The 22,147-nt window shown below is 65.0% G+C and carries 17 protein-coding genes; 5 read left to right on the top strand and 12 right to left on the bottom strand.

The window, feature by feature from the left end:
- Both LNV23_RS23070 and LNV23_RS23065 read left to right on the top strand, forming a co-directional pair.
- Nucleotides 1-2,715, top strand: a complete 2,715-nt coding sequence (locus LNV23_RS23070) for a PAS domain S-box protein (RefSeq protein ID WP_263565116.1) — start codon at nucleotides 1-3, stop codon at nucleotides 2,713-2,715.
- Between the two features lie 9 nt (nucleotides 2,716-2,724).
- Nucleotides 2,725-3,741 carry an LLM class flavin-dependent oxidoreductase gene (locus LNV23_RS23065; protein ID WP_263565115.1) on the top strand — a complete coding sequence of 339 codons (1,017 nt, stop codon included), beginning with the start codon at nucleotides 2,725-2,727 and terminating at the stop codon, nucleotides 3,739-3,741.
- Nucleotides 3,742-3,950: 209 nt separating this feature from the next.
- On the opposite strand, the gene purL is transcribed toward LNV23_RS23065, so the two are convergent.
- The 12 genes from purL to LNV23_RS23005 all read right to left on the bottom strand — a co-directional run bounded on the left by purL (nucleotide 3,951) and on the right by LNV23_RS23005 (nucleotide 18,889).
- Complete coding sequence (gene purL, locus LNV23_RS23060) at nucleotides 3,951-7,946, bottom strand: phosphoribosylformylglycinamidine synthase (RefSeq protein WP_263565114.1); 3,996 nt, start codon at nucleotides 7,944-7,946, stop codon at nucleotides 3,951-3,953.
- 143 nt (nucleotides 7,947-8,089) lie between these two features.
- Nucleotides 8,090-9,406 carry a TRZ/ATZ family hydrolase gene (locus tag LNV23_RS23055; RefSeq protein WP_263565113.1) on the bottom strand — a complete coding sequence of 439 codons (1,317 nt, stop codon included), beginning with the start codon at nucleotides 9,404-9,406 and terminating at the stop codon, nucleotides 8,090-8,092.
- Between the two features lie 63 nt (nucleotides 9,407-9,469).
- A complete protein-coding gene (locus LNV23_RS23050) occupies nucleotides 9,470-10,486 on the bottom strand; it encodes a nucleoside hydrolase (protein ID WP_263565112.1) in 1,017 nt (338 codons plus the stop codon).
- 64 nt (nucleotides 10,487-10,550) lie between these two features.
- Entirely contained in the window at nucleotides 10,551-11,471 is a 921-nt protein-coding gene (locus LNV23_RS23045; protein ID WP_263565111.1) for a ribokinase, read from the bottom strand.
- 23 nt (nucleotides 11,472-11,494) lie between these two features.
- Complete coding sequence (locus tag LNV23_RS23040) at nucleotides 11,495-12,538, bottom strand: LacI family DNA-binding transcriptional regulator (RefSeq protein WP_263565110.1); 1,044 nt, start codon at nucleotides 12,536-12,538, stop codon at nucleotides 11,495-11,497.
- A 372-nt stretch (nucleotides 12,539-12,910) separates the two neighbouring features.
- Entirely contained in the window at nucleotides 12,911-14,221 is a 1,311-nt protein-coding gene (gene gltA / locus LNV23_RS23035) for a citrate synthase (protein WP_263520033.1), read from the bottom strand.
- A 31-nt stretch (nucleotides 14,222-14,252) separates the two neighbouring features.
- The gene (locus LNV23_RS23030) at nucleotides 14,253-14,549 is read right to left on the bottom strand and encodes an FAD assembly factor SdhE (RefSeq protein ID WP_263565109.1); all 297 of its coding nucleotides are present in this window, start codon (nucleotides 14,547-14,549) and stop codon (nucleotides 14,253-14,255) included.
- 22 nt (nucleotides 14,550-14,571) lie between these two features.
- Nucleotides 14,572-15,276: a succinate dehydrogenase iron-sulfur subunit gene (locus LNV23_RS23025; RefSeq protein ID WP_263520031.1), complete on the bottom strand. Its 705-nt coding sequence runs from the start codon at nucleotides 15,274-15,276 to the stop codon at nucleotides 14,572-14,574.
- 46 nt (nucleotides 15,277-15,322) lie between these two features.
- On the bottom strand, nucleotides 15,323-17,125 hold the full coding sequence (gene sdhA, locus LNV23_RS23020; RefSeq protein WP_263565108.1) for a succinate dehydrogenase flavoprotein subunit: 1,803 nt from the start codon (nucleotides 17,123-17,125) through the stop codon (nucleotides 15,323-15,325).
- Nucleotides 17,125-17,484 (bottom strand): succinate dehydrogenase, hydrophobic membrane anchor protein, encoded by a 360-nt coding sequence (gene sdhD / locus LNV23_RS23015; protein WP_263565107.1) that lies wholly within the window; start codon nucleotides 17,482-17,484, stop codon nucleotides 17,125-17,127. The genes sdhA and sdhD overlap by 1 nt, the downstream gene beginning before the upstream one ends.
- A 32-nt stretch (nucleotides 17,485-17,516) precedes the next feature.
- Complete coding sequence (gene sdhC / locus LNV23_RS23010; protein WP_263520027.1) at nucleotides 17,517-17,957, bottom strand: succinate dehydrogenase, cytochrome b556 subunit; 441 nt, start codon at nucleotides 17,955-17,957, stop codon at nucleotides 17,517-17,519.
- A 116-nt stretch (nucleotides 17,958-18,073) separates the two neighbouring features.
- Nucleotides 18,074-18,889, bottom strand: coding sequence for a GntR family transcriptional regulator (locus LNV23_RS23005; RefSeq protein ID WP_411910624.1), 816 nt, complete (start codon nucleotides 18,887-18,889; stop codon nucleotides 18,074-18,076).
- Nucleotides 18,890-19,197: 308 nt separating this feature from the next.
- Here LNV23_RS23005 and LNV23_RS23000 point away from each other — a divergent pair, with 308 nt between their 5' ends.
- The 3 genes from LNV23_RS23000 to LNV23_RS22990 all read left to right on the top strand — a co-directional run bounded on the left by LNV23_RS23000 (nucleotide 19,198) and on the right by LNV23_RS22990 (nucleotide 22,018).
- Nucleotides 19,198-20,184 carry a malate dehydrogenase gene (locus LNV23_RS23000; protein ID WP_263565106.1) on the top strand — a complete coding sequence of 329 codons (987 nt, stop codon included), beginning with the start codon at nucleotides 19,198-19,200 and terminating at the stop codon, nucleotides 20,182-20,184.
- A 117-nt stretch (nucleotides 20,185-20,301) separates the two neighbouring features.
- Entirely contained in the window at nucleotides 20,302-21,318 is a 1,017-nt protein-coding gene (locus LNV23_RS22995; protein ID WP_263565105.1) for an HpcH/HpaI aldolase/citrate lyase family protein, read from the top strand.
- Between the two features lie 121 nt (nucleotides 21,319-21,439).
- Nucleotides 21,440-22,018 (top strand): ParB N-terminal domain-containing protein, encoded by a 579-nt coding sequence (locus LNV23_RS22990; RefSeq protein WP_263565104.1) that lies wholly within the window; start codon nucleotides 21,440-21,442, stop codon nucleotides 22,016-22,018.
- Nucleotides 22,019-22,147 lie beyond the last annotated feature (129 nt).

The following is a 22,147-nucleotide window of genomic DNA, read 5'->3' as shown; positions in this document are numbered from 1 at the left end:
ATGAGCCCGCAACCCCAGCCCCAGTCGCCCCCCATCGCCAGCCCCGCGCCTGAACGCCCGAGTCTTGTCCGCACGCTGTTGGCCTACTGGCCGGCCTTGCTGACCGCCGTCATCAGCCTGAGCCTGTGCATCGCCCTGGCTTGGTTGCGTCACGGACAGACCCTGGCCGAGGAGCAGGTCAGGGTTCAGCAGGAGCTGAACGCCTTGCGCAGCCGGCTCGAGGCCGTGGCACAGACGACCTTCGCGCCCACCCTGGGCCTGGAGGCACTGATTCGCCTGGACGGCGGTATTTCCGAGGCACGCTTCCAGGCCATGAGCAGCCAGGTGATCCGCCTGCTACCCCACGTCCGCAGCATCGTCGCCGCACCCGATGATGTGGCGGAGTACGTCTACCCCCTGGCCGGCAATGAAGCCGTCCTGCACCTGGACTACCGCAAGATTCCGCGCCAACACGAGCAGATTCAGAGGGCGCGCCAGCTGGGCCAGCCACTGCTCGTCGGGCCGGTCAAGCTGGTGCAAGGCGGCTATGGCTTGATTCAGCGCGTGCCGGTCTTTCTGCCAAAACGGGAAGGCGGGGCTCCGCAATACTGGGGCGTGATTTCGGTCGTGGCGGACCTGCAACGCTTCGTGCAGAGCACCGGGCTGGAGGGGCGCAGCGACCTCCGCTTGGGCCTCTACTTGCCGGGTCTGAACGCCGACAGTCTTGGGGAGTCGATCTGGGGTGAAGGCAACCTGACCCAAGGCCAGCCCATGCTGCTGGCCGTGAATCTGCCGGGCGCTGTCTGGATGCTGGCAGGCGTCCCGGCCCAGGGCTGGAGCCAAGGCCCGAGCTGGCGCTCGATGGAAACCGTGTTGTCCGCGGGCGTGAGCCTGGCGCTGACCTGGCTGGCCGGTCTGCTGGTTTACCGCCGCCGTCTGCTGCTCATTCACAACCAAACCCTGGGCGAAGAGATCGATCGCAGCCGCCAGATGCAGGCGGCACTGGATTCCGAACAAGCCCGCTTTCGCAGCTTGACCGAACTGTCCACCGACTGGGTCTGGGAGCAGGACCGCGAGCTGCGCCTGAGCTTTGTCTCGCGGCCGGCGGAACGCGCCACCCAGGTTCCCTCGCAGCTCTTGCTGGGCCTCAAGCGCTGGGAATCGCCGGCTCTGGTTCCCGGCACAGACTGGTCGGCTCACCAGGCCCTGCTGGAACGGCACGAACCGTTTCGTAACTTCGAGTATGCGCAGTATGCAGCCGACGGCAGCATCCGCCATGTCAGCGTCTCGGGCGTGCCCTTCTTCGACGCCCAGGGTCAGTTCGCCGGCTACCGCGGCACCGGCCGCAACATCAGCGCGGCCAAAATCGCGCAACAGGCCCTGCTGGAGTCGCAGGCGGCGCTCACCGACACCTTGAATCGCCTACAAGCCATCCTCGACTCGGCCAGTGACGTCGCCATCATTGCCACCGATCTGGCCGGCCGCATCACGGTCTTCAACCGCGGCGCCGAGCGCATGCTGGGCTACAACGAGCGCGAGATGCTGGGCCGCTACCCCGACTTTCTGCACCGGCGCGAGGAAGTGCAGCAGCGCGCCGTCGAGCTGAGCGCTGCTCTGGGCGAGACCATCCAGGGCTTTGACACCTTCGTGGCCTTGGCCAGGGTCCATGGCAGCGAAACGCGGGTCTGGACCTATCTGCGCAAAGACGGCAGCGCGCTCGATGTCTCATTGACCGTCAGCCTGGTGCGCGACCGCGGCGGTCCGGCCATGGGCTACCTGGGCATTGCTCGCGACATCACCGAGCAGCGCCAAGCTGAGCGCGCCCTGGTCAAACTCAATGCCGAACTGGAAGACCGCGTCAGCAGCCGCACGGCCGAGTTGACCGAGGCCATGCACACCCTGCGCCAGGCCCAAGACGAGCTGCTGCGCTCGGAAAAAATGGCAGCCCTGGGCTCACTGGTCGCCGGCGTGGCCCATGAGCTCAACACCCCACTGGGCAACTGCCTGACCACGGCCTCGACCCTGGAGGAGCGCACGCGTGAGATCCAAGCCGAGTTCAACGGCCCGGGCATGCGTCGCCAGCACCTGGCTGACTATTTGCGCGACGCCGGCACGGCGGCCAGCATCCTGCTCCGCTCGCTGAGCACCTCGACCGAACTGGTATCGCATTTCAAGCAGCTCTCGGTCGACCAGACCAGCTCACAGCGTCGCGTCTTCGACCTGGCCAGCGCCCTGGACGATGTGCTGAGCCTGCTGCGACCTCGCATGCGCACCACACCGTTCGAGGTGATCTGCGAGGTGCACACGCAGCGCCCCCTGGACAGCTACCCCGGCCCCCTGGGCCAGGTGATCAACAACCTGGTGCTGAACGCCCTGCTCCATGCCTTTGGCGGCCGCGACCATGGCCGCCTGTCCATCCGCGCCGACGAGCTCTCGCCCGACTGGCTGTTGTTGGTCGTGGAGGACGACGGTGTGGGCATGAGCGAGGCGGTACGGCGCCGCGCCTTCGACCCTTTCTTCACCACCAAGATGGGCAGCGGCGGCACCGGCTTGGGCCTCAACATTGTCTACAACATCGTCACCGGCATCCTGGGCGGCCAGATCGAACTCAGCAGCGAGTTGGGCAAGGGCAGCCGATTCACCTTCCGCCTGCCTTATGTGGCACCGCAGCACTCGGCCAAGGCCGAAGAGCGCGCCCATGACCCCAGGCCGGTGCCGAAGCCGCCGAACTCCTAGACTCGGGGCATGACCCCGCTCTCCATCCCGCTTTCAATTCTCGACCTCGCCCCTATTGTTGAGGGCAGCGACGCGCGCAGCGCTCTGCTCCACAGCATCGCTCTGGCTCGCCATGCCGATGCCATGGGCTACCAGCGCTTCTGGGTGGCCGAACACCACAATATGGAGGGCGTGGCCAGCGCCGCCACCGCGGTCTTGATCAGCCAGCTGGCCGCCGCGACCACGCGCATCCGGGTCGGCTCGGGCGGCGTCATGCTGCCCAACCATGCGCCGCTGACCGTGGCCGAGGCCTTTGGCACCTTGGCCACGCTCTACCCCGGCCGCATCGATCTGGGCCTGGGCCGCGCACCGGGCACCGACGGGCCCACCATGCGCGCTCTGCGCCGCCATCTGAGCAGCGCTTCTGAGGACCGCTTCCCCGAAGATGTGATGGAGCTGCAGGCCTATCTAGCGCCGGCCCGGGAGGGCCAGCTCGTGCGCGCCATCCCCGGCCAGGGCACCGAGGTGCCGATCTGGCTGCTGGGCTCCAGCCTCTACAGCGCGCAGCTGGCGGCCTATCTGGGCCTGCCCTTTGCGTTTGCCTCGCACTTCGCGCCCGAGTTGCTGCAACAGGCGCTCGATCTCTACCGCAGCCAGTACCGGCCCAGCGCGGCACACCCGAAGTCCCACGCCATGGTGGCGCTCAATGTGATCGTGGCCGACAGCTACGCCGAGGCGGGTCGCTTGTTCAGCTCCCTGCAGCAGCGCTTTCTGGGCATGCAGCGCGGCCAGCGCGGGCCGCTGCCGCGGCCGGTGGACAGCATGGCGCCGCTGTGGGCCGCTGCCTCGCCGGCCGAACGTCTGGGGGCTGAGCGCATGCTGGCCGAATCCATCGTCGGCTCGCCAGTGACGGTGCGCGCGGGCTTGCGCGCCACGCAGGAACGCACCGGCGCCGACGAGTTCATCGTCGCCACGGCGGTGCATGATTTCCAGGCCCGGCTGCGCTCCTACGAGCTGCTGGCGCAGCTCGCGGAGCTCAAGAGCTGAGCTATTGCCCCTGAGCGTGAGGATTTTCGTAGCGAGCGGCTGTCAGGCTAGGCTGAGCCTGGACTGATCCAGTCCTGAGGACTGGATCAGCCTGGCGAAGGACTCGGCCTCTGGCCGAGGCGGACGGAGCACAGGAACCGGAACGTACTTTGGTACGTGAGGATTCCGAGCACCGGACCAACGACGCCTGGCGGCCGCGCAGTAGAAAATCAGCCCAAGGCCTTGCGGGCGTTGCGGAACATGCGCATCCACGGGCTGAACGCGCTGACATCGCCCGAGGTCCAGCTCAGCTGCACATTGCGGAACACGCGTTCCGGGTGCGGCATCAGCACGGTGAAGCGGCCATCGGCCGTGGTCACCGAAGTCAGGCCGTCCGGGCTGCCGTTGGGGTTGAGCGGATAGGTCTCGGTGGCTTGCCCCGAATGGTCGACATAGCGCATGGCGCGTGCGACCTGGGCGGCATCGCCGCGCTGCGAGAAGTCGGCAAAACCTTCACCATGCGCCACAGCGATGGGCAGGCGGCTGCCGGCCATGCCCTGGAAGAACAGGCTGGGCGACTCCAGCACTTCCACCATGGCCAGGCGGGCTTCGAACTGCTCGCTCTTGTTGCGCGTGAACTTGGGCCAGTGCTGCGCGCCCGGGATGATGGGCGACAGGGCGGCCATCATCTGGCAGCCATTGCACACGCCGAGGGCGAAGCTGTCGCTGCGGGCGAAGAAGGCCTTGAACTGCTCGGCCAGCACCGGGTTGAACATCACCGAGCGGGCCCAGCCTTCGCCGGCACCCAGGGTGTCGCCGTAGCTGAAACCGCCGCAGGCCACAAAGCCCTTGAACTGCTCCAGCGTCACTGCGCCGGCCTGCAGATCGCTCATGTGCACGTCGAAGGTGTCGAAGCCGGCCTGCGCCATGGCATAGCTCATCTCGACATGCGAGTTGACGCCCTGCTCGCGCAGGATGGCCAGCTTGGGGCGAGCGCCGGTGGCGATGAAGGGCGCGGCCACATCCTCGTTCGGGTCGAAGCTCAGGTGCACATGGCGGCCGGGGTCGCTGGCCAGGCCCGCCTGGGCATGCTCGCTGTCGGCGCAAGCCGGGTTGTCGCGCAGCTGGTTGATGCGCCAGGACACCTCGTCCCAGCTCTTGTGCAGGTTTTCCAGCGATTCGCTGTAGACCTTCTTGGCATCGCGCCAGACCTCGACCTGGCCGTTGCCATTGGGCTTGCCCACCACATGGCTGAGCTTGGACAGGCCGTGGCGGCGCAGCACCTGCAGCACGGCGTCGCGGTCGGCGGTGCGCACCTGCAGCAGCACGCCCAGCTCTTCGCTGAACAAGGCTTTGAGCGTCAGCTCTTCGCGGCGCGCGCCCACTTGCGTGGCCCAGTTCTTGGCGTCGCCGGTGTCGGCGCGGCTGTCGCTGACGCCATCGCCTTCGGTGACCAGCATGTCGACATTGAGGCTCACGCCCACATGGCCGGCAAAAGCCATTTCGCAGGCCGTGACCCAGAGTCCGCCGTCACCGCGGTCGTGGTAAGCCAGCAGCTGGCCGGCAGCGCGCAGCTCATTGACTGCGGCGACCAGGCTCTTCAGCAAGCCCGCGTCGTCCAGATCAGGCACGGCACCGCCGAACTGGTTCAGGGCCTGGGCCAGGATGGAGCCGCCCATGCGGTGCTGGCCAGCACCCAGGTCGACCAGGATCAGGCTGGTGTCGCCGGCATCGGTCTTGAGCTGAGGGGTCAACGTGCCGCGCACGTCGACCACCGAGGCAAACGCGGTGATGATCAGCGAGACAGGGGCCGTCACCTGCTGCTCGCTGCCTTGCGCATCGCTCCAGCGGGTGCGCATGGACAGGGAGTCCTTGCCCACCGGGATGGACACGCCCAGGGCCGGGCACAGCTCCATGCCGACCGCCTTGACGGTGTCGAACAGGGCGGCATCCTCACCAGGCTCGCCGCAGGCGGCCATCCAGTTGGCGCTGAGCTTGACGCGTGGCAGCTCAATCGGCGCGGCCAGCAGGTTGGTGATGGACTCGGCCACCGCCATGCGGCCGGAGGCCGGGCCGTCCACGGCCGCCAGCGGCGTGCGCTCGCCCATGGCCATGGCTTCACCGGCGAAGCCCTTGTAATCGGCCAGGGTCACGGCGCAGTCGGCCACCGGCACCTGCCAGGGGCCGACCATCTGGTCACGGCTGTTCAGGCCGCCCACGGTGCGGTCACCGATGGTGATCAGGAAGCGCTTGGAGGCCACGGTCGGGTGGCGCAGCACGGTGGGGGCCACGCTGGCCAGGCTGACGCCGTTCAGGTCCAGGCGGCCGGCATCGCGGGCGACGCGGCTGACCTCGCGGTGCATCTTGGGCGGCTTGCCCAGCAACACGTCCATGGGCATGTCCACGGCACGCTGGCCGCCGGGGCCGTCTTCCAGAATCAGCTCGCGTTTCTCGGTGGTCACACCGACCACGGCAAAGGGGCAGCGCTCGCGCTCGCACATGCGCTGGAACAGGTCCAGGCTGTCGGCGGCGATGGCCAGCACATAGCGCTCCTGGCTCTCGTTGCACCAGATTTCCTTGGGCGCCATGCCGGACTCTTCCAGCGGCACCTTGCGCAGATCGAAGACGGCGCCGCGATGGGCATCGTTGACCAGCTCAGGGAAGGCATTGGAGATGCCGCCGGCGCCCACATCGTGGATGGCCAGGATGGGGTTCTTCTCGCCCAGACCCCAGCAGTGGTTGATCACCTCCTGCACACGCCGTTCGATTTCGGGGTTACCACGCTGGACCGAGTCGAAGTCCAGGTCGGCGGTGTTGGTGCCGGCGGCCATCGAGCTGGCGGCGCTGCCGCCCATGCCGATGCGCATGCCGGGGCCGCCCAGCTGCACCAGCAGGGAGCCGGCCGGGAACTCGATCTTCTGCGTCTGGTCGTCGCGGATGGCGCCCAGGCCACCGGCGATCATGATGGGCTTGTGATAGCCGCGCTGAATGCCGTCCACCTTCTGCTCGTAGACGCGGAAGTAGCCGTTCAGATTGGGGCGGCCGAACTCATTGTTGAAGGCCGCGCCACCGAGCGGGCCTTCGATCATGATCTGCAAGGCGCTGGCGATGTGGCTGGGCTTGCCGACCGGGTTTTGCTCCCAGGGCTCGCTCAGGCCCGGCAGGTGCAGGTTGGAGACCGAGAAGCCGGTCAGGCCGGCCTTGGGGCGGGAGCCGCGACCGGTGGCGCCTTCGTCACGGATTTCACCGCCGGCGCCGGTCGAGGCACCGGGATACGGCGAGATGGCGGTCGGGTGGTTGTGGGTCTCGACCTTCATCAGCACATGGGCCAGCTCTTCGCGGGCCTGGTACTGCGGGGCGCGCTGGTCGCCGGCTGGCATCCAGCGCTCGATGCGGTGGCCTTCCATGACCGAGGCATTGTCCGAATAGGCCTTGACCGTGTGCTGCGGGCTCAGCTTCTCGGTGTTGCGGATCATGCCGAACAGGCTCAGGTCCTGGTCGACACCGTCCACCGTGAACTTGGCATTGAAGATCTTGTGGCGGCAATGCTCGGAATTGGCCTGCGCGAACATCATCAGCTCAACGTCGCTGGGGTTGCGCTTCAGGGTCTGGAAGGCGTTCTCGAGGTAGTCGATTTCGTCTTCGGACAGGGCCAGACCGAAGGTCTTGTTGGCGGCCACCAGGGCGGCGCGGCCCTGGCCCAGCACATCGACATGCTCCAGCGGCTGGGCGGTCTTTTCGTCGAACAGGTGGGCGGCGTCTTCACGGGCCAGCAGCACGCTCTCGGTCATGCGGTCGTGCAGCAGATCGGCGCAGGCGATCAGCTCGGCCTGGCTCAGAGTCTTGGTGCCGCCCAGCAGGCCGCTCTTGAGGGTGATGCGGTACTCGGTGACGCGCTCGACGCGGTGGATGTTCAGGCCGCAGTTGTGCGCGATGTCGGTGGCCTTGGAAGCCCAAGGGCTGACCGTGCCCAGGCGCGGGGCCACCACCACCAGATGGCCGTCTTCGCCGCCCACATAGGCATCGCCATAGTTCAGCAGCGCGGCCAGTTTGGCACCAGCATCCGCATCCAGGGCCGCATCGGCCCAAACCCAATGCACATGGCGCGCTTGCACACCGTTGATACGTTCGTTGATCGCCTGCAGCTGCGGCAGCAAGGCCTGAGCCCGAAAGGCGGATAGAGCGTTGCCGCCCTCGAAAGAAAGCAAGTGCTTGGGTGTTGCCATGGTGTCCCGCGTGGATGGCACGGCCAAGATGCCGTGTGAAGGTGCGGGATTCTACCGAGAGCGCGGGACCTGGCCGGACAAAGCAGCGAAGGGGCCTGCCAAGAATTCCTGGCGGCCCCTCTTTGCTTCAGCTTTCCCGAGCTTCAGCGCTCGGTTTTCATGGCATGGACGATGGCGTCCACGCGGTCCAGCAGGGCGCCCTGATCCAGAGTGGTCAGCTCTCGGCCCTTGAGCACGCGGCGACCGCCGACCCAGACGTCGGAGACATGCTCGCGGCCGGCCACGTAGACCAGCTGCGCGTCGGCGTGGTAGACCGGGCGGCATTCCAGCGCGTCGAGCGAGACGGCCACCACATCGGCCAGCTTGCCCACTTCCAGCGAGCCCAGATCCGCCTCGCGGCCCATGGCCTTGGCGGCGCGGATGGTGGCCATTTCCAGCGCGGTACGGGCCGAGACGGTGGTGCTGTTCTGCGTCGTGCCCTTGGCCAGCAAGGCTGCGGCGCGGATCTCGCCGAACATGTCCTGGCGGTTGTTGGAGGCCGCGCCATCGGTGCCGAGGATGGTGTTGACGCCGGCCGCCTCCAGGGCCGTGATGGGCGCCACGCCCGAGGCCAGCTTGAGGTTGGAGTTGGGGTTGTGCACCAGGTGCACGCCCTGGCGGGCCAGCATGGTGATTTCGTCCTCGTTCAGGTGCACCATGTGCACGGCCATCATCTTCGAGTTCAACACGCCCAGCTTGTTCAGGCGCTCCAGCGGGCGCATGCCGTACTGCTTCAGGCTGCCTTGCACTTCGTCTTCGGTTTCGTGGATGTGGCAGTGCATCTGGATGTCCAGGCGCTCGGACAGCTCGCGCAGCTTGACGAAGGTTTCGTCCGACACGGTGTAGGGCGCGTGCGGTGCGCTGGTCCAGTCCAGCAAGGCCTCGCCCTTGAACTGCTCATAAGCAGCCACGCCCTTGGCGATGTAATCGTCCGGGCCGGAGGCATAGCCGGTGGGGAAGTCGATCACATTGATGGACACGCCAGCGCGGATGCCAGAATCCACCGCGGCGCGGGCCATGGCCGTGGGGAAGAAGTACATGTCATTGAGGTAGGTGACGCCGCCTCGCAAGGCCTCGGCGGCCGAGAGCAGGCTGCCCTGGTAGGTCCAGTCCTCGCTGACCCACTTCTTCTCCAGCGGCCAGATGTGGTTGTTGAGCCAGTCCATCAGCGGCACATCGTCGGCCACGCCGCGCAGCAAGGACATGGCCGAGTGGGTGTGGCCGTTGATCAGGCCGGGGATCAGCACGTGTTGACCCAGTTCCACGCGCTGTGCATCGGGGAACTGCGCTTCAGCCTCGGCCCAGGGCAGGATGGCGGCAATGCGCACGCCCTGCATGACCAGGGCGTGCTCGTTCAGCACCTCGCTGCCGGGGGTCATGGTCAGCAGCCAGCGGGCTTTCAGGATCGTCGTCGTGCTCATGGTCGGGAACTCCGGGGATGAATGGGTGGATGGGGCCAGACAATGGGTGGATGGGGCCAGACTTTAGGCGGCCGGGCGATCGAACGATGGGTCAAACACCTGCTCAAAAAGCGCCAGAAGTCGCGGGCCGTCGACGGCCACGCAGACCTGCTGCACGGGGCACTGGTCCCAGGGGGCCGTCAGGCTGGCCGCGGGCCGGGTGTTCTGAATGGTCTGGCCCACAGCCAGGCCCTCGGTCACCACCCGCACCGGGCCGGCGCGCAGGGTGAACAGGCTGGGGTCGATGCCATAGGCAATCGCGCTGGCGTCGTGGCCGTAGATGCCCTCGATGCCGGCCACGCTGCGATAGAAGTCCTGGTAGTGGCGGGTGGCCTGCCAGAGAAACTCGCCCACCGCAGCGCCCTGCCCGCCCCGGCCGCGCAGGCCGTCGAGGTAGGACTCCTGCATCACCACCGCATGGGTCACGTCCAGACCGACGACCACCACCGGCCAAGGCGCGGCCAACACCTGATCGGCCGCCTCGGGGTCGTTGATGATGTTGGCCTCGGCCACCGGCGTGACGTTGCCGCTGTGGCCGTGGGTGCCAAAAGCGCCGCCCATGATGATGACCTGGGCCACCTTGCCGGCGATGCCGGGGTCATGCTGCAGGGCCAGGGCCAGATTGGTCATGGGACCGACGGCGATCAGCGTGATCTCGCCCGGTTCGGCATTGACCATGTCGCAGATCAGCTCATGCGCAGGGCGCGGGTCGAGCGGGGCCAGGTTTTGATCAGTCAGGGCCAATTCGGCGCGGCCGCCCAAGCCGTCTTCACCATGAACATGGGTGGAATGCGGCCGCGCGGCATGCGCGAACAAAGGGCCTGCAGCGCCGGCGGCGACGGGCACCGGCTGGCCGTAAAAGGCGCAGAGCGCGCGCGCATTGCGCGTGGTCACCTCGATCGAGGCATTGCCGAACACCGAAGTCACGGCACGCAGCTTGAGCGCCGGATGACGGGCCAGCAGGAACAGCGCCATGGCATCGTCAATGCCTGGGTCGGTGTCGAAAATCACCGAGCGGGGGCGGTGCGAGAAATCAGTCATGACAGTACTGCTTCCAAAAACTCACTCGGAGAAGCCAAGCGCTTCTCCTTCATCATTGATTCGTTCAGCGCGGCGCAAACGCGGCGCCCAATTCAGCGCGGCGCGGCATGGCATCTTGCACGCCGGGGCGGCTGACCGCCAGCGCGGCCGCGGCTTGCCCGAGGCGAACAGCGGCTTGCGCGCCCTGCCCTTCGGCCAAGGCTGCGGCCAAGCCGCCCACCAGGGTGTCGCCGGCGCCGACGGTCTCCACCGCCTTGACCGCTTGGGCCGGCAACAAGACCTGACCCTCGGCATTGCACAGCAATGCACCCTTGGCGCCCAGGGACACCAGCACCTGGGCCGGCCCACGGGCACGCAAACACTCTGCCGCGGCGGCGACATCAAGCGATGCATCGCCAGCCGCCATCAACAAAGCCTCGGTCTCATTGACCACCAGCCAGTCGCTGAGCGCCAGCAGCTCGGCCGGCACCGCCAGGGCCGGTGCGGCATTGAGCACCGTGATGGCACCTGCCGCCCGCGCAATTTCAAAGGCCGCCAGAATGGCCGGCACCGGCACCTCCAGCTGAGCCACCACCACGGCGCTGGCTTGCAGTTGCTCGCGGGCAGCTTGAACATCGGCCGTGCTCAGCTGGGCATTGCTGCCCGGCACGTAGACGATAGCGTTCTCGCCGTCGCGGCTGGCCACCATGATGACGGCGATTCCTGGCAAAGCTTCAGGGTCGCGGTGCACGGCACGGCAATCGATGCCCTCACCTTCCAGCGCCTGCAGCAGCTCACTGCCGTACTGGCGCGTGCCTACGCGCGACAGAAAGGCCGCATGGGCACCGAGGCGGGCCGCAGCCACAGCCTGGTTGGCGCCCTTGCCTCCGGGCGTCATCACAAAGCGCTCTCCCACCAGGGTCTCGCCCGGCTCGGGCAAGCGCTCGGAATGCGCAAGCATGTCGATATTGAGGCTGCCGACCACGGTCACGCTGCGTGCTGTCATCTTGAGTTCTACCGATTTCAAAATCAGGGGGCGACCAGTGCCGCCTCGGGTGCGGCCGTGCTCTCGCGCACAACCAGGCGCGGGGTCAACAAAACATCTTTCAGAGCGGCACCCGGGTTCTCGATGCGTTCGATCAGCACGCGGCCGGCCTCATGGCCCAGCTCCTTGATGGAGCAACCCACCGTGGTCAGCGCCGGGAAAACGTAGCGGCTGAGCTCGATATCATCAAAACCAACCACCGAGAGCTGCTGCGGCACGCGCAGGCCCATCTCTGCAGCAGCGCGCAGCGCGCCCACTGCCATCATGTCGTTGCTGGCAAAGATGCCGGTGAAGGGCGCGTCTGCGCCAAGCGCTGGCTGGGCTTGAGCCATCAGCAGGCGCCGCGCGGCGTCGTAGCCGCCGGGGCTGCTGAAATCGCTCTCGATCACCCAGCGCTCGTCCGGCGTGATGCCTGCTTCCTGCAGGGCACGGCGCCAGCCCTCGATCCGCTCGCGCGCCACTTCAAACTCGGCCGGGCCGCTGATGCAAGCGATGCGGCGGTGGCCGAGCTCGATCAGATGACGCACGGCCTTGTAGGCGCCTTGCTGGTTGTGCACCGACACCCGGTCGGCGCGCGCGCCCGGCACCAGACGGTCCACGGTCACCGAGGGCACGCTGGCCAGCTTGAAGATACGGGCCAGGGCTTCGTCGTCGCCGGCCGAGGACAGCAGCAAGCCATCGACTCGCTTTTCCAGCAAGGTGCGCATGTACTGCTGCTGACGCTTGGGGTCGTTGTCGGAATTGCAGAGGAACACCGAGTAGCCGGCCAGGCGACAGCTTTCTTCGACGCCACAGACCAGCTCGGCGAAGAAGGGGTTCTGCACATTGGGCACCAGCACGCCCACGATCTTGGTCTCGCTCTTGCGCAGCGAGCGCGCCACCGCGCTGGGCAGGTAGCCGATTTCCTCGACTGCGGCCAAGACACGCCGGCGCGCATCGGCACTGACCGGGCGGGTCTCGTTCAGCACATGGGACACGGTGGTGAAGGACACCCCGGCCAGGGCTGCGACATCTTTGATGGTGCTCACAGGATCAACACTCGCACGGTCTCGCTGACGGACAACTCTGGCTTCTGCACCGAAATGCCGAAAACCGAGCCATCTCTCTTTTGATGTGACTTATTGGGGGTTGGCAAACGTTTGCCAACGAGGCCGAAGCATAGCCGATGCAAGACGCATTCTGCGCACATGCAAATTGGGAATTTGCGCAAAGCAGGGTTTGAGCGCTTGAACCGGCGTCGATCGACACTCGATCAGAGCCAGTTTCGATCCTCCGCCGGCACGACCAGCAAGACCGAGACGCAAAAAAACAGCCCCTGCGGCCGATGGCCGGCAGGGGCTGCATTGTGACCTGCGGCAGCAGGCCAACGGACCGGGATCAACCCGGTCTGCGGGCGACGCTCAACGCTCGCCGATGGGCTTGACGTTGCGCGAGTTGGCGCCGACGAAGAGCTGACGCGGACGGCCGATCTTGTACTCCGGATCGCCGATCATTTCGTTCAGCTGGGCAATCCAGCCGACCGTGCGAGCCAGGGCGAAGATGGCGGTGAACAGCGGCACCGGGATGCCGATGGCGCGCTGCACGATGCCCGAGTAGAAGTCGACGTTCGGATAGAGCTTGCGGGCGACGAAGTACTCGTCTTCCAGCGCGATCTTTTCCAGCTTCATGGCCAGTTCGAACAGCGGGTCGTCCTGCAGGCCCAGCTCGCCCAGCACCTCGTAGCAGGTCTCGCGCATCAGCTTGGCACGCGGGTCGTAGTTCTTGTAGACGCGATGACCGAAGCCCATCAGCTTGACGCCGGAGTTCTTGTCCTTGACCTGCTTGATGAACTCGCCAATCTTGTCGACGCCGCCCTGCTTCTGGATGTCACCCAGCATGTTCAGGCAGGCCTCGTTGGCGCCGCCGTGGGCGGGGCCCCACAGGCAAGCCACGCCGGCCGCGATGGCAGCAAACGGATTTGTACCCGACGAGCCGCACAGGCGCACGGTCGAGGTCGAAGCGTTCTGCTCGTGGTCGGCGTGCAGGGTGAAGATGCGGTCCATGGCGCGCACCAGCACGTCATTGGGCTTGTAATCCTCGCAGGGCGTGGCGAACATCATGCGCATGAAGTTGCCGGCGTAGCTGAGGTCGTTCTTCGGGTAGATGTAGGGCTGACCGATGGTGTACTTGTAGGCCATGGCCACCAGGGTCGGCATCTTGGCGATCAAGCGGATCGCCGCGATCTCACGATGCTCGGGGTTATTGATGTCGGTGCTGTCGTGATAGAAAGCCGACATGGCGCCCACCAAGCCGGTCATCACGGCCATCGGGTGCGCGTCGCGACGGAAGCCGCGCAGGAAGAACTGCATCTGCTCATTCACCATGGTGTGGTGCATGACGCGGTTCTCGAAATCGCCCTTCTGCGTCTCGTTCGGCAGCTCTCCGTAGAGCAGCAGATAGCAGGTCTCGAGATAGTCGCAGTTGACGGCCAGCTGCTCGATCGGGTAGCCGCGGTACAGCAGCTCGCCCTTGTCACCGTCGATGTAGGTGATGGTGGAGTTGCACGAAGCCGTGGACAGGAAGCCCGGGTCGTAGGTGAACTTGCCCGTCTGCGCGTACAGCTTGCGGATGTCGATCACATCCGGGCCGACCGAACCCTTGTAAATGGGCAGGTCCATTTGCGGGCTGCCGTCGGAGAACGACAGGGTGGCTTTGACGTCAGACGGTGTCATGAGCAGGTCCTTTGACTTCTTGGGAAAACTTTTACGGGGCAGTCCTGATGAGGCTCAGGACTTCTTCAACATCGGGGCGCAGCAAGTCGCCTTCCGGCTCCTTGCGGCGCAGCAGCAGGTCCAGCAGATCGTTATCGGACAAATCCATCAAATCCCGCAGCCCTTGGGCTTGCGCTTCGGTCAGCCTGTCCGCGTAAGTGTTGAAGAAGCGCTCGATCAAGAGATCGTTCTCCAACAAACCGCGCCGGCAACGCCAGCGCAGCTTGGACAGGGCGCGCTCGTCGATCAGCGCGTCCGGTGCAGGGGTGATGGCAGCTGCTGTGCTCATGGCCAGGGCGGGTGCAGGCGCGTCAGACAGCGCGGCGCACCATCATTTCCTTGATCTTGCCGATGGCCTTGGTGGGGTTCAGACCCTTGGGGCAGACATCGACGCAGTTCATGATGGTGTGGCAACGGAAGAGGCGGTACGGATCTTCCAGATTGTCCAGGCGCTCGGCCGTGGCCTGGTCGCGGCTGTCAGCGATGAAACGATAGGCTTGCAGCAGACCGGCGGGACCGACGAACTTGTCGGGGTTCCACCAGAAGCTGGGGCAGCTGGTCGAACAGCTGGCGCACAGGATGCACTCGTACAGGCCGTTCAGCTCGTCGCGCTCTTCAGGGAACTGCAGACGCTCCTTGTCAGGCAGCGGCGTGTCGTTGATCAGGAAGGGCTTGATCGAGTTGTACTGCTTGAAGAACTGCGTCATGTCGACGATCAGGTCTCGCACCACCGGCAGGCCCGGCAGCGGCTTGAGCACCACAACACCCGGCAAGGTGCGCATATTGGTCAGGCAGGCCAGACCGTTTTTGCCGTTGATGTTCATGGCGTCAGAGCCGCACACGCCTTCGCGGCAGGAACGGCGGAAGCTCAGGGTCGGATCGACCTGTTTGAGCTTCATCAGCGCGTCCAGCAGCATGCGCTCGGAGCCGTCCAGCTCGACCTCGAGGGTCTGCATATAGGGCTTGGCATCCTTGTCCGGGTCGTAGCGGTAGATCTGGAAGGTACGCTTGGTCATGGGGTGTCCTTGATATTCGGGTCGCAGGTGGTCGGTGCGGAGTCGATCAGAAGGTACGAACCTTCGGCGGGATCGACTCGACCGTCAGCGGCTTCAGATTGACCGGCTTGTAGTCCAGGCGGTTGCCGGCCGAATACCAGAGCGTGTGCTTCATCCACTGCGCGTCATTGCGGCCGTTCGGGTGCTCGGGCGTGTCGCCGTAGTCATTGACCGTGTGCGCGCCGCGGCTTTCGGTGCGGGCCGCTGCCGACACGATGGTGGCTTGCGCCGCCTCGATCAGGTTCTCGACTTCCAGCGCTTCGATGCGGGCGGTGTTGAAGACCTTGGACTTGTCCTTCAGGGTGATGTTCTTCACCCGGGCGGCGATCTCGGCGATCTTGCCCACGCCGGCGTTGAGCGACTCCTGGGTGCGGAACACACCGGCGTGCAGCTGCATGGCGGCGCGCAGGTCGTTGGCAACATCCTGGGCATACTCGCCCGAGCTGCTCTGGTCCAGACGTTCCAGGCGAGCGACCGACTGCGCGCCAGCGTCGGCCGGCAGCGCCTTATGCAGCTTCTGCTTCAAACCCGACTCGACGATGTGGTTGCCGGCCGCGCGGCCGAAGACGAGCAGGTCCAGCAGCGAGTTCGTGCCCAGGCGGTTGGCGCCGTGCACGCTGACGCAAGCACATTCGCCCACAGCGTACAGGCCATTGACCACCGCATTCGGGTTGCCGTCCTTGGGCGCCACAACCTGACCGTAAATATTGGTCGGAATGCCACCCATCTGATAGTGGATGGTCGGCACCACCGGGATGGACTCCTTGGTGATGTCGACATTGGCGAAGTTGTGGCCGATCTCGAACACCGAGGGCAGGCGCTTCATGATGGTCTCGGCGCCGAGGTGGGTCATGTCCAGCTCGATGTAGTCCTTGTTCGGACCACAGCCACGGCCTTCCTTGATTTCCTGGTCCATGCAGCGAGACACGAAATCACGCGGCGCCAGGTCCTTCAGCGTCGGTGCATAGCGCTCCATGAAGCGCTCGCCATTGGCATTGCGCAGGATTGCGCCTTCGCCACGGCAGCCTTCGGTCAGCAGCACGCCCGCACCAGCCACGCCGGTCGGGTGGAACTGCCAGAACTCCATGTCTTCCAGCGGAATGCCGGCACGCGCCGCCATGCCCAGGCCGTCACCGGTGTTGATGAAGGCATTGGTCGAGGCCGCGAAGATCCGGCCGGCACCACCGGTGGCCAGCAAGACGGTCTTGGCCTCCATGATGTGCAGCTCGCCGGTTTCCATTTCCAGCGCGGTCACACCGACCACATCGCCGGCCTCGTCCTTGATCAGGTCCAGGGCCATCCACTCGACGAAGAACTGCGTCTTGGCCTTGACGTTCTGCTGGTACAGGGTATGCAGCATGGCGTGGCCGGTACGGTCGGCCGCAGCGCAGGCACGCTGCACCGGCTTTTCACCGTAGTTGGCAGTGTGGCCGCCGAAGGGACGCTGATAGATGGTGCCGTCGGCATTGCGGTCGAAGGGCATGCCGAAGTGTTCCAACTCGTACACGACCTTGGGCGCTTCGCGACACATGAACTCGATCGCGTCCTGGTCACCCAGCCAGTCCGAACCCTTGACGGTGTCGAAGAAGTGATAGTGCCAGTTGTCCTCGCTCATATTGCCCAGCGAAGCGCTGACGCCGCCCTGAGCGGCCACGGTGTGCGAGCGGGTCGGGAAGACTTTGGACAGCACGGCAACATTCAGGCCGGCCAGAGAGAGCTGCAAGGATGCGCGCATGCCCGAGCCACCGGCTCCGACGATCACCACATCAAACTTGCGCTTAGGAATTGTCTTGTTGTTCGCCACCGTCATCACAGTCTCCACAGCACTTGAATCGCCCAACCGGCGCAAGCCACCAACCACACCAGCGTGAACACCTGCAGAGCCAGGCGCACAGCGACCGACTTCACATAGTCCATCCAGATATCCCGAACACCGACCCACGCGTGGTAGGCCAAGGAAAGGATCACGACAAAGGTCAAGGCCTTCATCCACTGCTGCGCGAAGATGCCCGCCCAGCGGTCATAACCGAGTTCGCCGGGCATCAGAAACTGCGCCAGCAAAACCACCGTGAACAAAGCCATCAGAACAGCCGTGATACGTTGCGCCAGCCAGTCGCGCAAACCGTAATGCGCACCGACGACGATGCGTTTGGAGCCAAAAGTACTCATTGCTTGTCTCTTCTTTCCTAAATGGCCATCGATCAGTACAGGCCGAACAGCTTGGCGCCCAGCAGCAAGGTCAGCAGCACACTCAAAGCCAGCGTGATGACGGCCGAGTTGTGACCTTGCTCCTTGCTGACGCTGTGAGTCGCGTCCATCCACAGATGGCGCACGCCAGCGATGAAGTGGTGCAGATAGCCCCAGATCAGGCCCAGCACGGTCAGCTTGACGAACCAGGCAGGCACGAAGCCAATGCCGGCCACAAAGGCGTTGGTGAAACTCTCGTAGGAGATTTCCGAAGTGACGCTGGCGTCAAACATCCAGATGATGAAGGGCAGCAGCAAGAACATCAGCAAGCCGCTGATGCGGTGCAAGATGGACACGATGCCGGCTGGCGGCAGACGGTAGGAGATGATCTCGGTCACATGGATGTTGCGATAGACCGGTCGATTTTTTGCTTTTGAATTGCTGGCGTCTGTCATACCCAACCTTTGTAATCAACGTGAAACCACGGGAGTTTATTGCAATGCAGCACGAGGGCTGCCGAAACAAGTGCGCCGGACACAACGCAGAGAGTGGCAATTCACTGCTGCAAGACTCAGTTCAGCTCATTGCGGTAGAAGTGCGAGGCCGTGTTGTAGAGACCGCGCCGCAACTCTACCGGTTTATCCCCATAGGTGAATGACAGGCGCTCCACACTGAGCAGCGGGGTGCCCGGTGCGACCCGCAACAAGGCCGCACTTTCGACATCGGCCGGTACCGCTCGGATCTTCTCCTGAGCCCGAATCATGTGGACCCCGAACTCGGTCTCGAACAAGCCATAAAACGGACCGCGGTGCTGGTTCAGGAGCTCACTGCTGAGGCCTTTGAACAGCTGCCCTGGCAACCAGATGTCATCCAGAACCACCGGTTCGCCCTTGCTGTGCAGCAAGCGGCGCACTTCAAGCATGGGGTCGCCGGTGCGCAGCTGCAGTTGGCGCGCGATGGCCGCCGGCGCACGCAGGCGCTTGCAATCCAGCAATTGACGGCCTAGCGACTCGCTGCCCTCATCTGGCATCAAGCGCAAAAAACGGTACTGCTGCTTCTGCTCGGCATGGGTGCTGACAAAAGTCCCCTTGCCCTGGCGCCGCACCAACAGGTTCTCGGCCGCCATCTCGTCAATGGCCTTGCGCACGGTGCCTTGGCTGACGCCGAAGCGCGCCGCCAGCTCCAGCTCGCTCGGGATGGCCTCGCCGGCCTTCCACTCACCGGCCTGCAAGCGGCCGATCAGCAGACCCTTGATCTGCCGGTACAGCGGACTGAACGCAGCCGAACCGGCGCCGATCGAGACCTCCGAACCGAGCTCCGCCACCCCGCCCCTGTCGGCAGGCGAACGCATTTTCGTGGTGGCGCTGGACGGCGGGCTAAGGGGCATGGCCGGCATTGCAGCACAGGCGAGGCAAGCGAGTCCAGACGGATCATCATTTCCGAGCGCCCAAGTCTTCTATAAGACACAAGACTGTCAGATTTTCACCATAAAGCCTGGTTTTGCAGCGCCAATCTGCGGCCCGAACGAGCGCCAGCATAGGGGAATGCCCGGAGTCTGTCCTACACTTGCCGCGCACTCGCTGCGCCCGGCCTGGTTCGCCACGGGCTCAGGCAAGCGGCTCGTCCGCAGGGCAGCGTCCAGCGATTTTTTGCAGTACCGATTCGTTCCTACTTCCCAACCTTCGGAGTCACTCCATGAGCAAGAAACCCGTTCGCGTTGCCGTCACCGGCGCTGCCGGCCAAATTGGCTATGCCCTGCTGTTCCGCATCGCCTCCGGCGAAATGCTGGGCAAAGACCAGCCCGTGATCCTGCAATTGCTGGAAGTGCCGGTCGAAGGCCCGCAAAAGGCGCTCAAGGGCGTGATCATGGAGCTGGAAGACTGCGCGTTCCCGCTGCTGGTCGGCATCGAAGCCCACAGCGACCCGATGCAAGCCTTCAAGGACACCGACTACGCCCTGCTGGTCGGCTCGATGCCGCGCAAGGCCGGCATGGAGCGCGCCGAGCTGCTGTCCATCAACGGCCAGATCTTCACGACCCAGGGCAAGGCCTTGAACGCCGTGGCTTCGCGCAATGTCAAGGTGCTGGTGGTCGGCAACCCCGCCAACACCAACGCGTACATCGCCATGAAGTCGGCCCCGGACCTGCCGGCCAAGAACTTCACCGCCATGCTGCGCCTGGACCACAACCGCGCCGCTTCGCAGATCGCCGCCAAGACCGGCAAGCCGGTGGCCGCCATCGAGAAGCTGGCCGTGTGGGGCAACCACTCGCCGACCATGTACGCCGACTACCGTTACGCCACCATCGACGGCGCCTCGGTCAAGGACATGATCAACGACCAGGTCTGGAACAAGGACACCTTCCTGCCCACCGTGGGCAAGCGCGGTGCCGCCATCATCGAAGCACGCGGACTGTCCTCGGCTGCCTCGGCCGCCAACGCCGCCATCGACCACATGCGCGATTGGGCCCTGGGCACACAAGGCAAGTGGGTCACCATGGGCATCCCCTCGAATGGCGAATACGGCATCCCCAAGGAAGTCATGTTCGGCTATCCCGTCACCTGCGAAGGCGGCGAATACAAGATCGTCGAAGGCCTGGAAATCGATGCCTTCTCGCAAGAGTGCATCAAGAAGACTCTGGACGAACTGCTGGCCGAACAAGACGGCGTCAAGCACCTGCTGTGATGCCACTGAAGCCCGCAGCGCGGGCTGTTTGAGCAGAGAATCGGGCCGGCATGGCAATCATGCCGGCCCGATTTGTTTCCACCACATCGCCTGAACCACGCACCGAGTCCGACCGTCATGAGCGCCCTGCCTGCCCTGCACCCCAAACTGGCCCTGTTCGAGGACGGAGATCGTGCCGTCAGCCTTCCCGTGGTCGACCACTACTGCGGCGTCGAGGCACGCATGCGCAAAAGCCTGGACTTGCAGGCCGAAATGGGCCCGGTGTTCGACATCACCCTGGACTGCGAGGACGGCGCGCCCATCGGCGGCGAGGCCGAGCATGTGCAATGCGTGAACGAACTGCTGAACAGCAGCCTGAACCGCCATGGCCGGGTCGGGGCACGCGTCCACCCTTTCGATCACCCGGCGTTTGAAGCAGATGTCGACGGCCTGCTGGCCGGCTCGGGCGAGTGCCTGGCCTATTTGATGATCCCCAAGCCTCGTAGCGCGGCCGATCTCCAACACGCCTGTGACTTCATCGACGCCAGCCTGCTGCGCCACGGCATCGCCAAGCCCCTGCCCTTGCACACCCTGATCGAAACCCATGGAGCACTGCGTGAAGTCGCGCAGATCGCGGCCCACCCTCGGATCGAGTCTCTGTCCTTCGGGCTCATGGACTTCGTCTCGGCCCACCGCGGCGCCATTCCTCGCCATGCACTGACGGCCGAAGGCCAATTCAGCCACCCGCTGGTGGCACGCGCCAAGTTGGAGATTGCTGCGGCAGCCCATGCCCATGCGAAAACCCCATCGCATTGCGTCGTGACCGAATTCAAAGACAGCGCCGCCTTGCAGCACGCCGCCAGCCGGGCCGCGCGTGAGTTCGGCTACACCCGCATGTGGAGCATCCACCCCGCCCAGATCCAGCCCATCCTCGACGCATTTGCGCCCAGCGCTGCCGAGCTCGATGAGGCACTGGAGATCATCCAAGCGGCCCAAGCCGCACAGTGGGCGCCCATCCAGCACCGCGACAGCTTGCATGACCGGGCCAGCTATCGCTATTTCTGGCACGTGCTGGAGCGCGCTCACAGCACCGGCCAGCCCCTGCCGATCGAGGCACGCCAAGCCTACTTTGCAGGCGAGTACGACGCCGCTTAAGGTTGGTGGCAGGCAGGCACCCCTGCTTGCATTTGCTGGCAAACGATTACCCCAGCCGCCTCGGTGCGGAGCGACAATGGTGGCATTCCGAATGCATCTGCCTCAAGAGGCCTCAACTGTCATGAACACCCGATTGAAATCGACTGTGATCGCCTTCGCACTGGCGGCCGTGAGCGCAAGTTCCTGGTCGGCAGCCGTGGAGAGCGCCAAGCCGCGCAACCGCCTGGCGGCCAAGCTCAAGCCAGCCGCTGCTGCGGCCGCGCCCGAGATCGCCACCGAGGATCACAGCCCCTTGAGCGAAGAGCAGCTGGCCGTGGCGCCCCATGTACATGCCGGCGAAGCCAATTGCGAATTCAAAAGCAAGGTGTCCGTGACCCCCCACCCCGAGCAGCCGGGCCGCTTCCGCCTGCAATTCGGCCGCACCATCTACAACATGGCGCCGGAGCCGACCACGACCGGCGCGGTCCGACTTGAGGACAAGCAAGCCGGCGTGGTCTGGCTGCAGATTCCAGCCAAGTCCATGCTGATGAACACCCGCATCGGCCAGCGCTTGGTGGACGGTTGCCAGCACGCCGAGCAAGTGGCCATGGCCCAGGTGAACGAGCCCCTGACTGAGGGCGGAATCGGCATCACCCCGAGCGAGCCACAAACGCCGCCACCAGCTCCTGCAGCGAAGGCCGCTGGCAAGAAACGCAAGTAAAGAAAGAGGGCCTAGGCCCTGCCAACAAAAAAGAGACCCGAGGGTCTCTTTTGTTTTGTGCGGAACGCGGCGGCTGCTGCCGCCCCGCTTCACTCGCCCAGATAAGCGGCGCGGACCTTGGGATCATTG

It is taken from the genome of Kinneretia sp. DJ1R-11 (assembly GCF_025717595.1).
GTDB lineage: Bacteria > Pseudomonadota > Gammaproteobacteria > Burkholderiales > Burkholderiaceae_C > Paucibacter_A.
This window is presented reverse-complemented; position numbering and strand designations above follow the sequence as displayed.

Excerpts from the sequence above, each read along its gene's own strand:
- LNV23_RS23045 (WP_263565111.1), bottom strand. The coding sequence starts at position 11,471 with ATGACAGCACGCAGCGTGACCGTGGTCGGCAGCCTCAATATCGACATG.
- LNV23_RS23000 (WP_263565106.1), top strand. The coding sequence starts at position 19,198 with ATGAGCAAGAAACCCGTTCGCGTTGCCGTCACCGGCGCTGCCGGCCAA.
- LNV23_RS23050 (WP_263565112.1), bottom strand. The coding sequence starts at position 10,486 with ATGACTGATTTCTCGCACCGCCCCCGCTCGGTGATTTTCGACACCGAC.
- LNV23_RS23055 (WP_263565113.1), bottom strand. The coding sequence starts at position 9,406 with ATGAGCACGACGACGATCCTGAAAGCCCGCTGGCTGCTGACCATGACC.
- LNV23_RS23030 (WP_263565109.1), bottom strand. The coding sequence starts at position 14,549 with ATGAGCACAGCAGCTGCCATCACCCCTGCACCGGACGCGCTGATCGAC.
- LNV23_RS22990 (WP_263565104.1), top strand. The coding sequence starts at position 21,440 with ATGAACACCCGATTGAAATCGACTGTGATCGCCTTCGCACTGGCGGCC.
- purL (WP_263565114.1), bottom strand. The coding sequence starts at position 7,946 with ATGGCAACACCCAAGCACTTGCTTTCTTTCGAGGGCGGCAACGCTCTA.
- sdhD (WP_263565107.1), bottom strand. The coding sequence starts at position 17,484 with ATGAGTACTTTTGGCTCCAAACGCATCGTCGTCGGTGCGCATTACGGT.
- LNV23_RS23070 (WP_263565116.1), top strand. The coding sequence starts at position 1 with ATGAGCCCGCAACCCCAGCCCCAGTCGCCCCCCATCGCCAGCCCCGCG.
- sdhC (WP_263520027.1), bottom strand. The coding sequence starts at position 17,957 with ATGACAGACGCCAGCAATTCAAAAGCAAAAAATCGACCGGTCTATCGC.
- LNV23_RS22995 (WP_263565105.1), top strand. The coding sequence starts at position 20,302 with ATGAGCGCCCTGCCTGCCCTGCACCCCAAACTGGCCCTGTTCGAGGAC.
- LNV23_RS23005 (WP_411910624.1), bottom strand. The coding sequence starts at position 18,889 with ATGCCCCTTAGCCCGCCGTCCAGCGCCACCACGAAAATGCGTTCGCCT.
- LNV23_RS23065 (WP_263565115.1), top strand. The coding sequence starts at position 2,725 with ATGACCCCGCTCTCCATCCCGCTTTCAATTCTCGACCTCGCCCCTATT.
- LNV23_RS23025 (WP_263520031.1), bottom strand. The coding sequence starts at position 15,276 with ATGACCAAGCGTACCTTCCAGATCTACCGCTACGACCCGGACAAGGAT.
- gltA (WP_263520033.1), bottom strand. The coding sequence starts at position 14,221 with ATGACACCGTCTGACGTCAAAGCCACCCTGTCGTTCTCCGACGGCAGC.
- sdhA (WP_263565108.1), bottom strand. The coding sequence starts at position 17,125 with ATGACGGTGGCGAACAACAAGACAATTCCTAAGCGCAAGTTTGATGTG.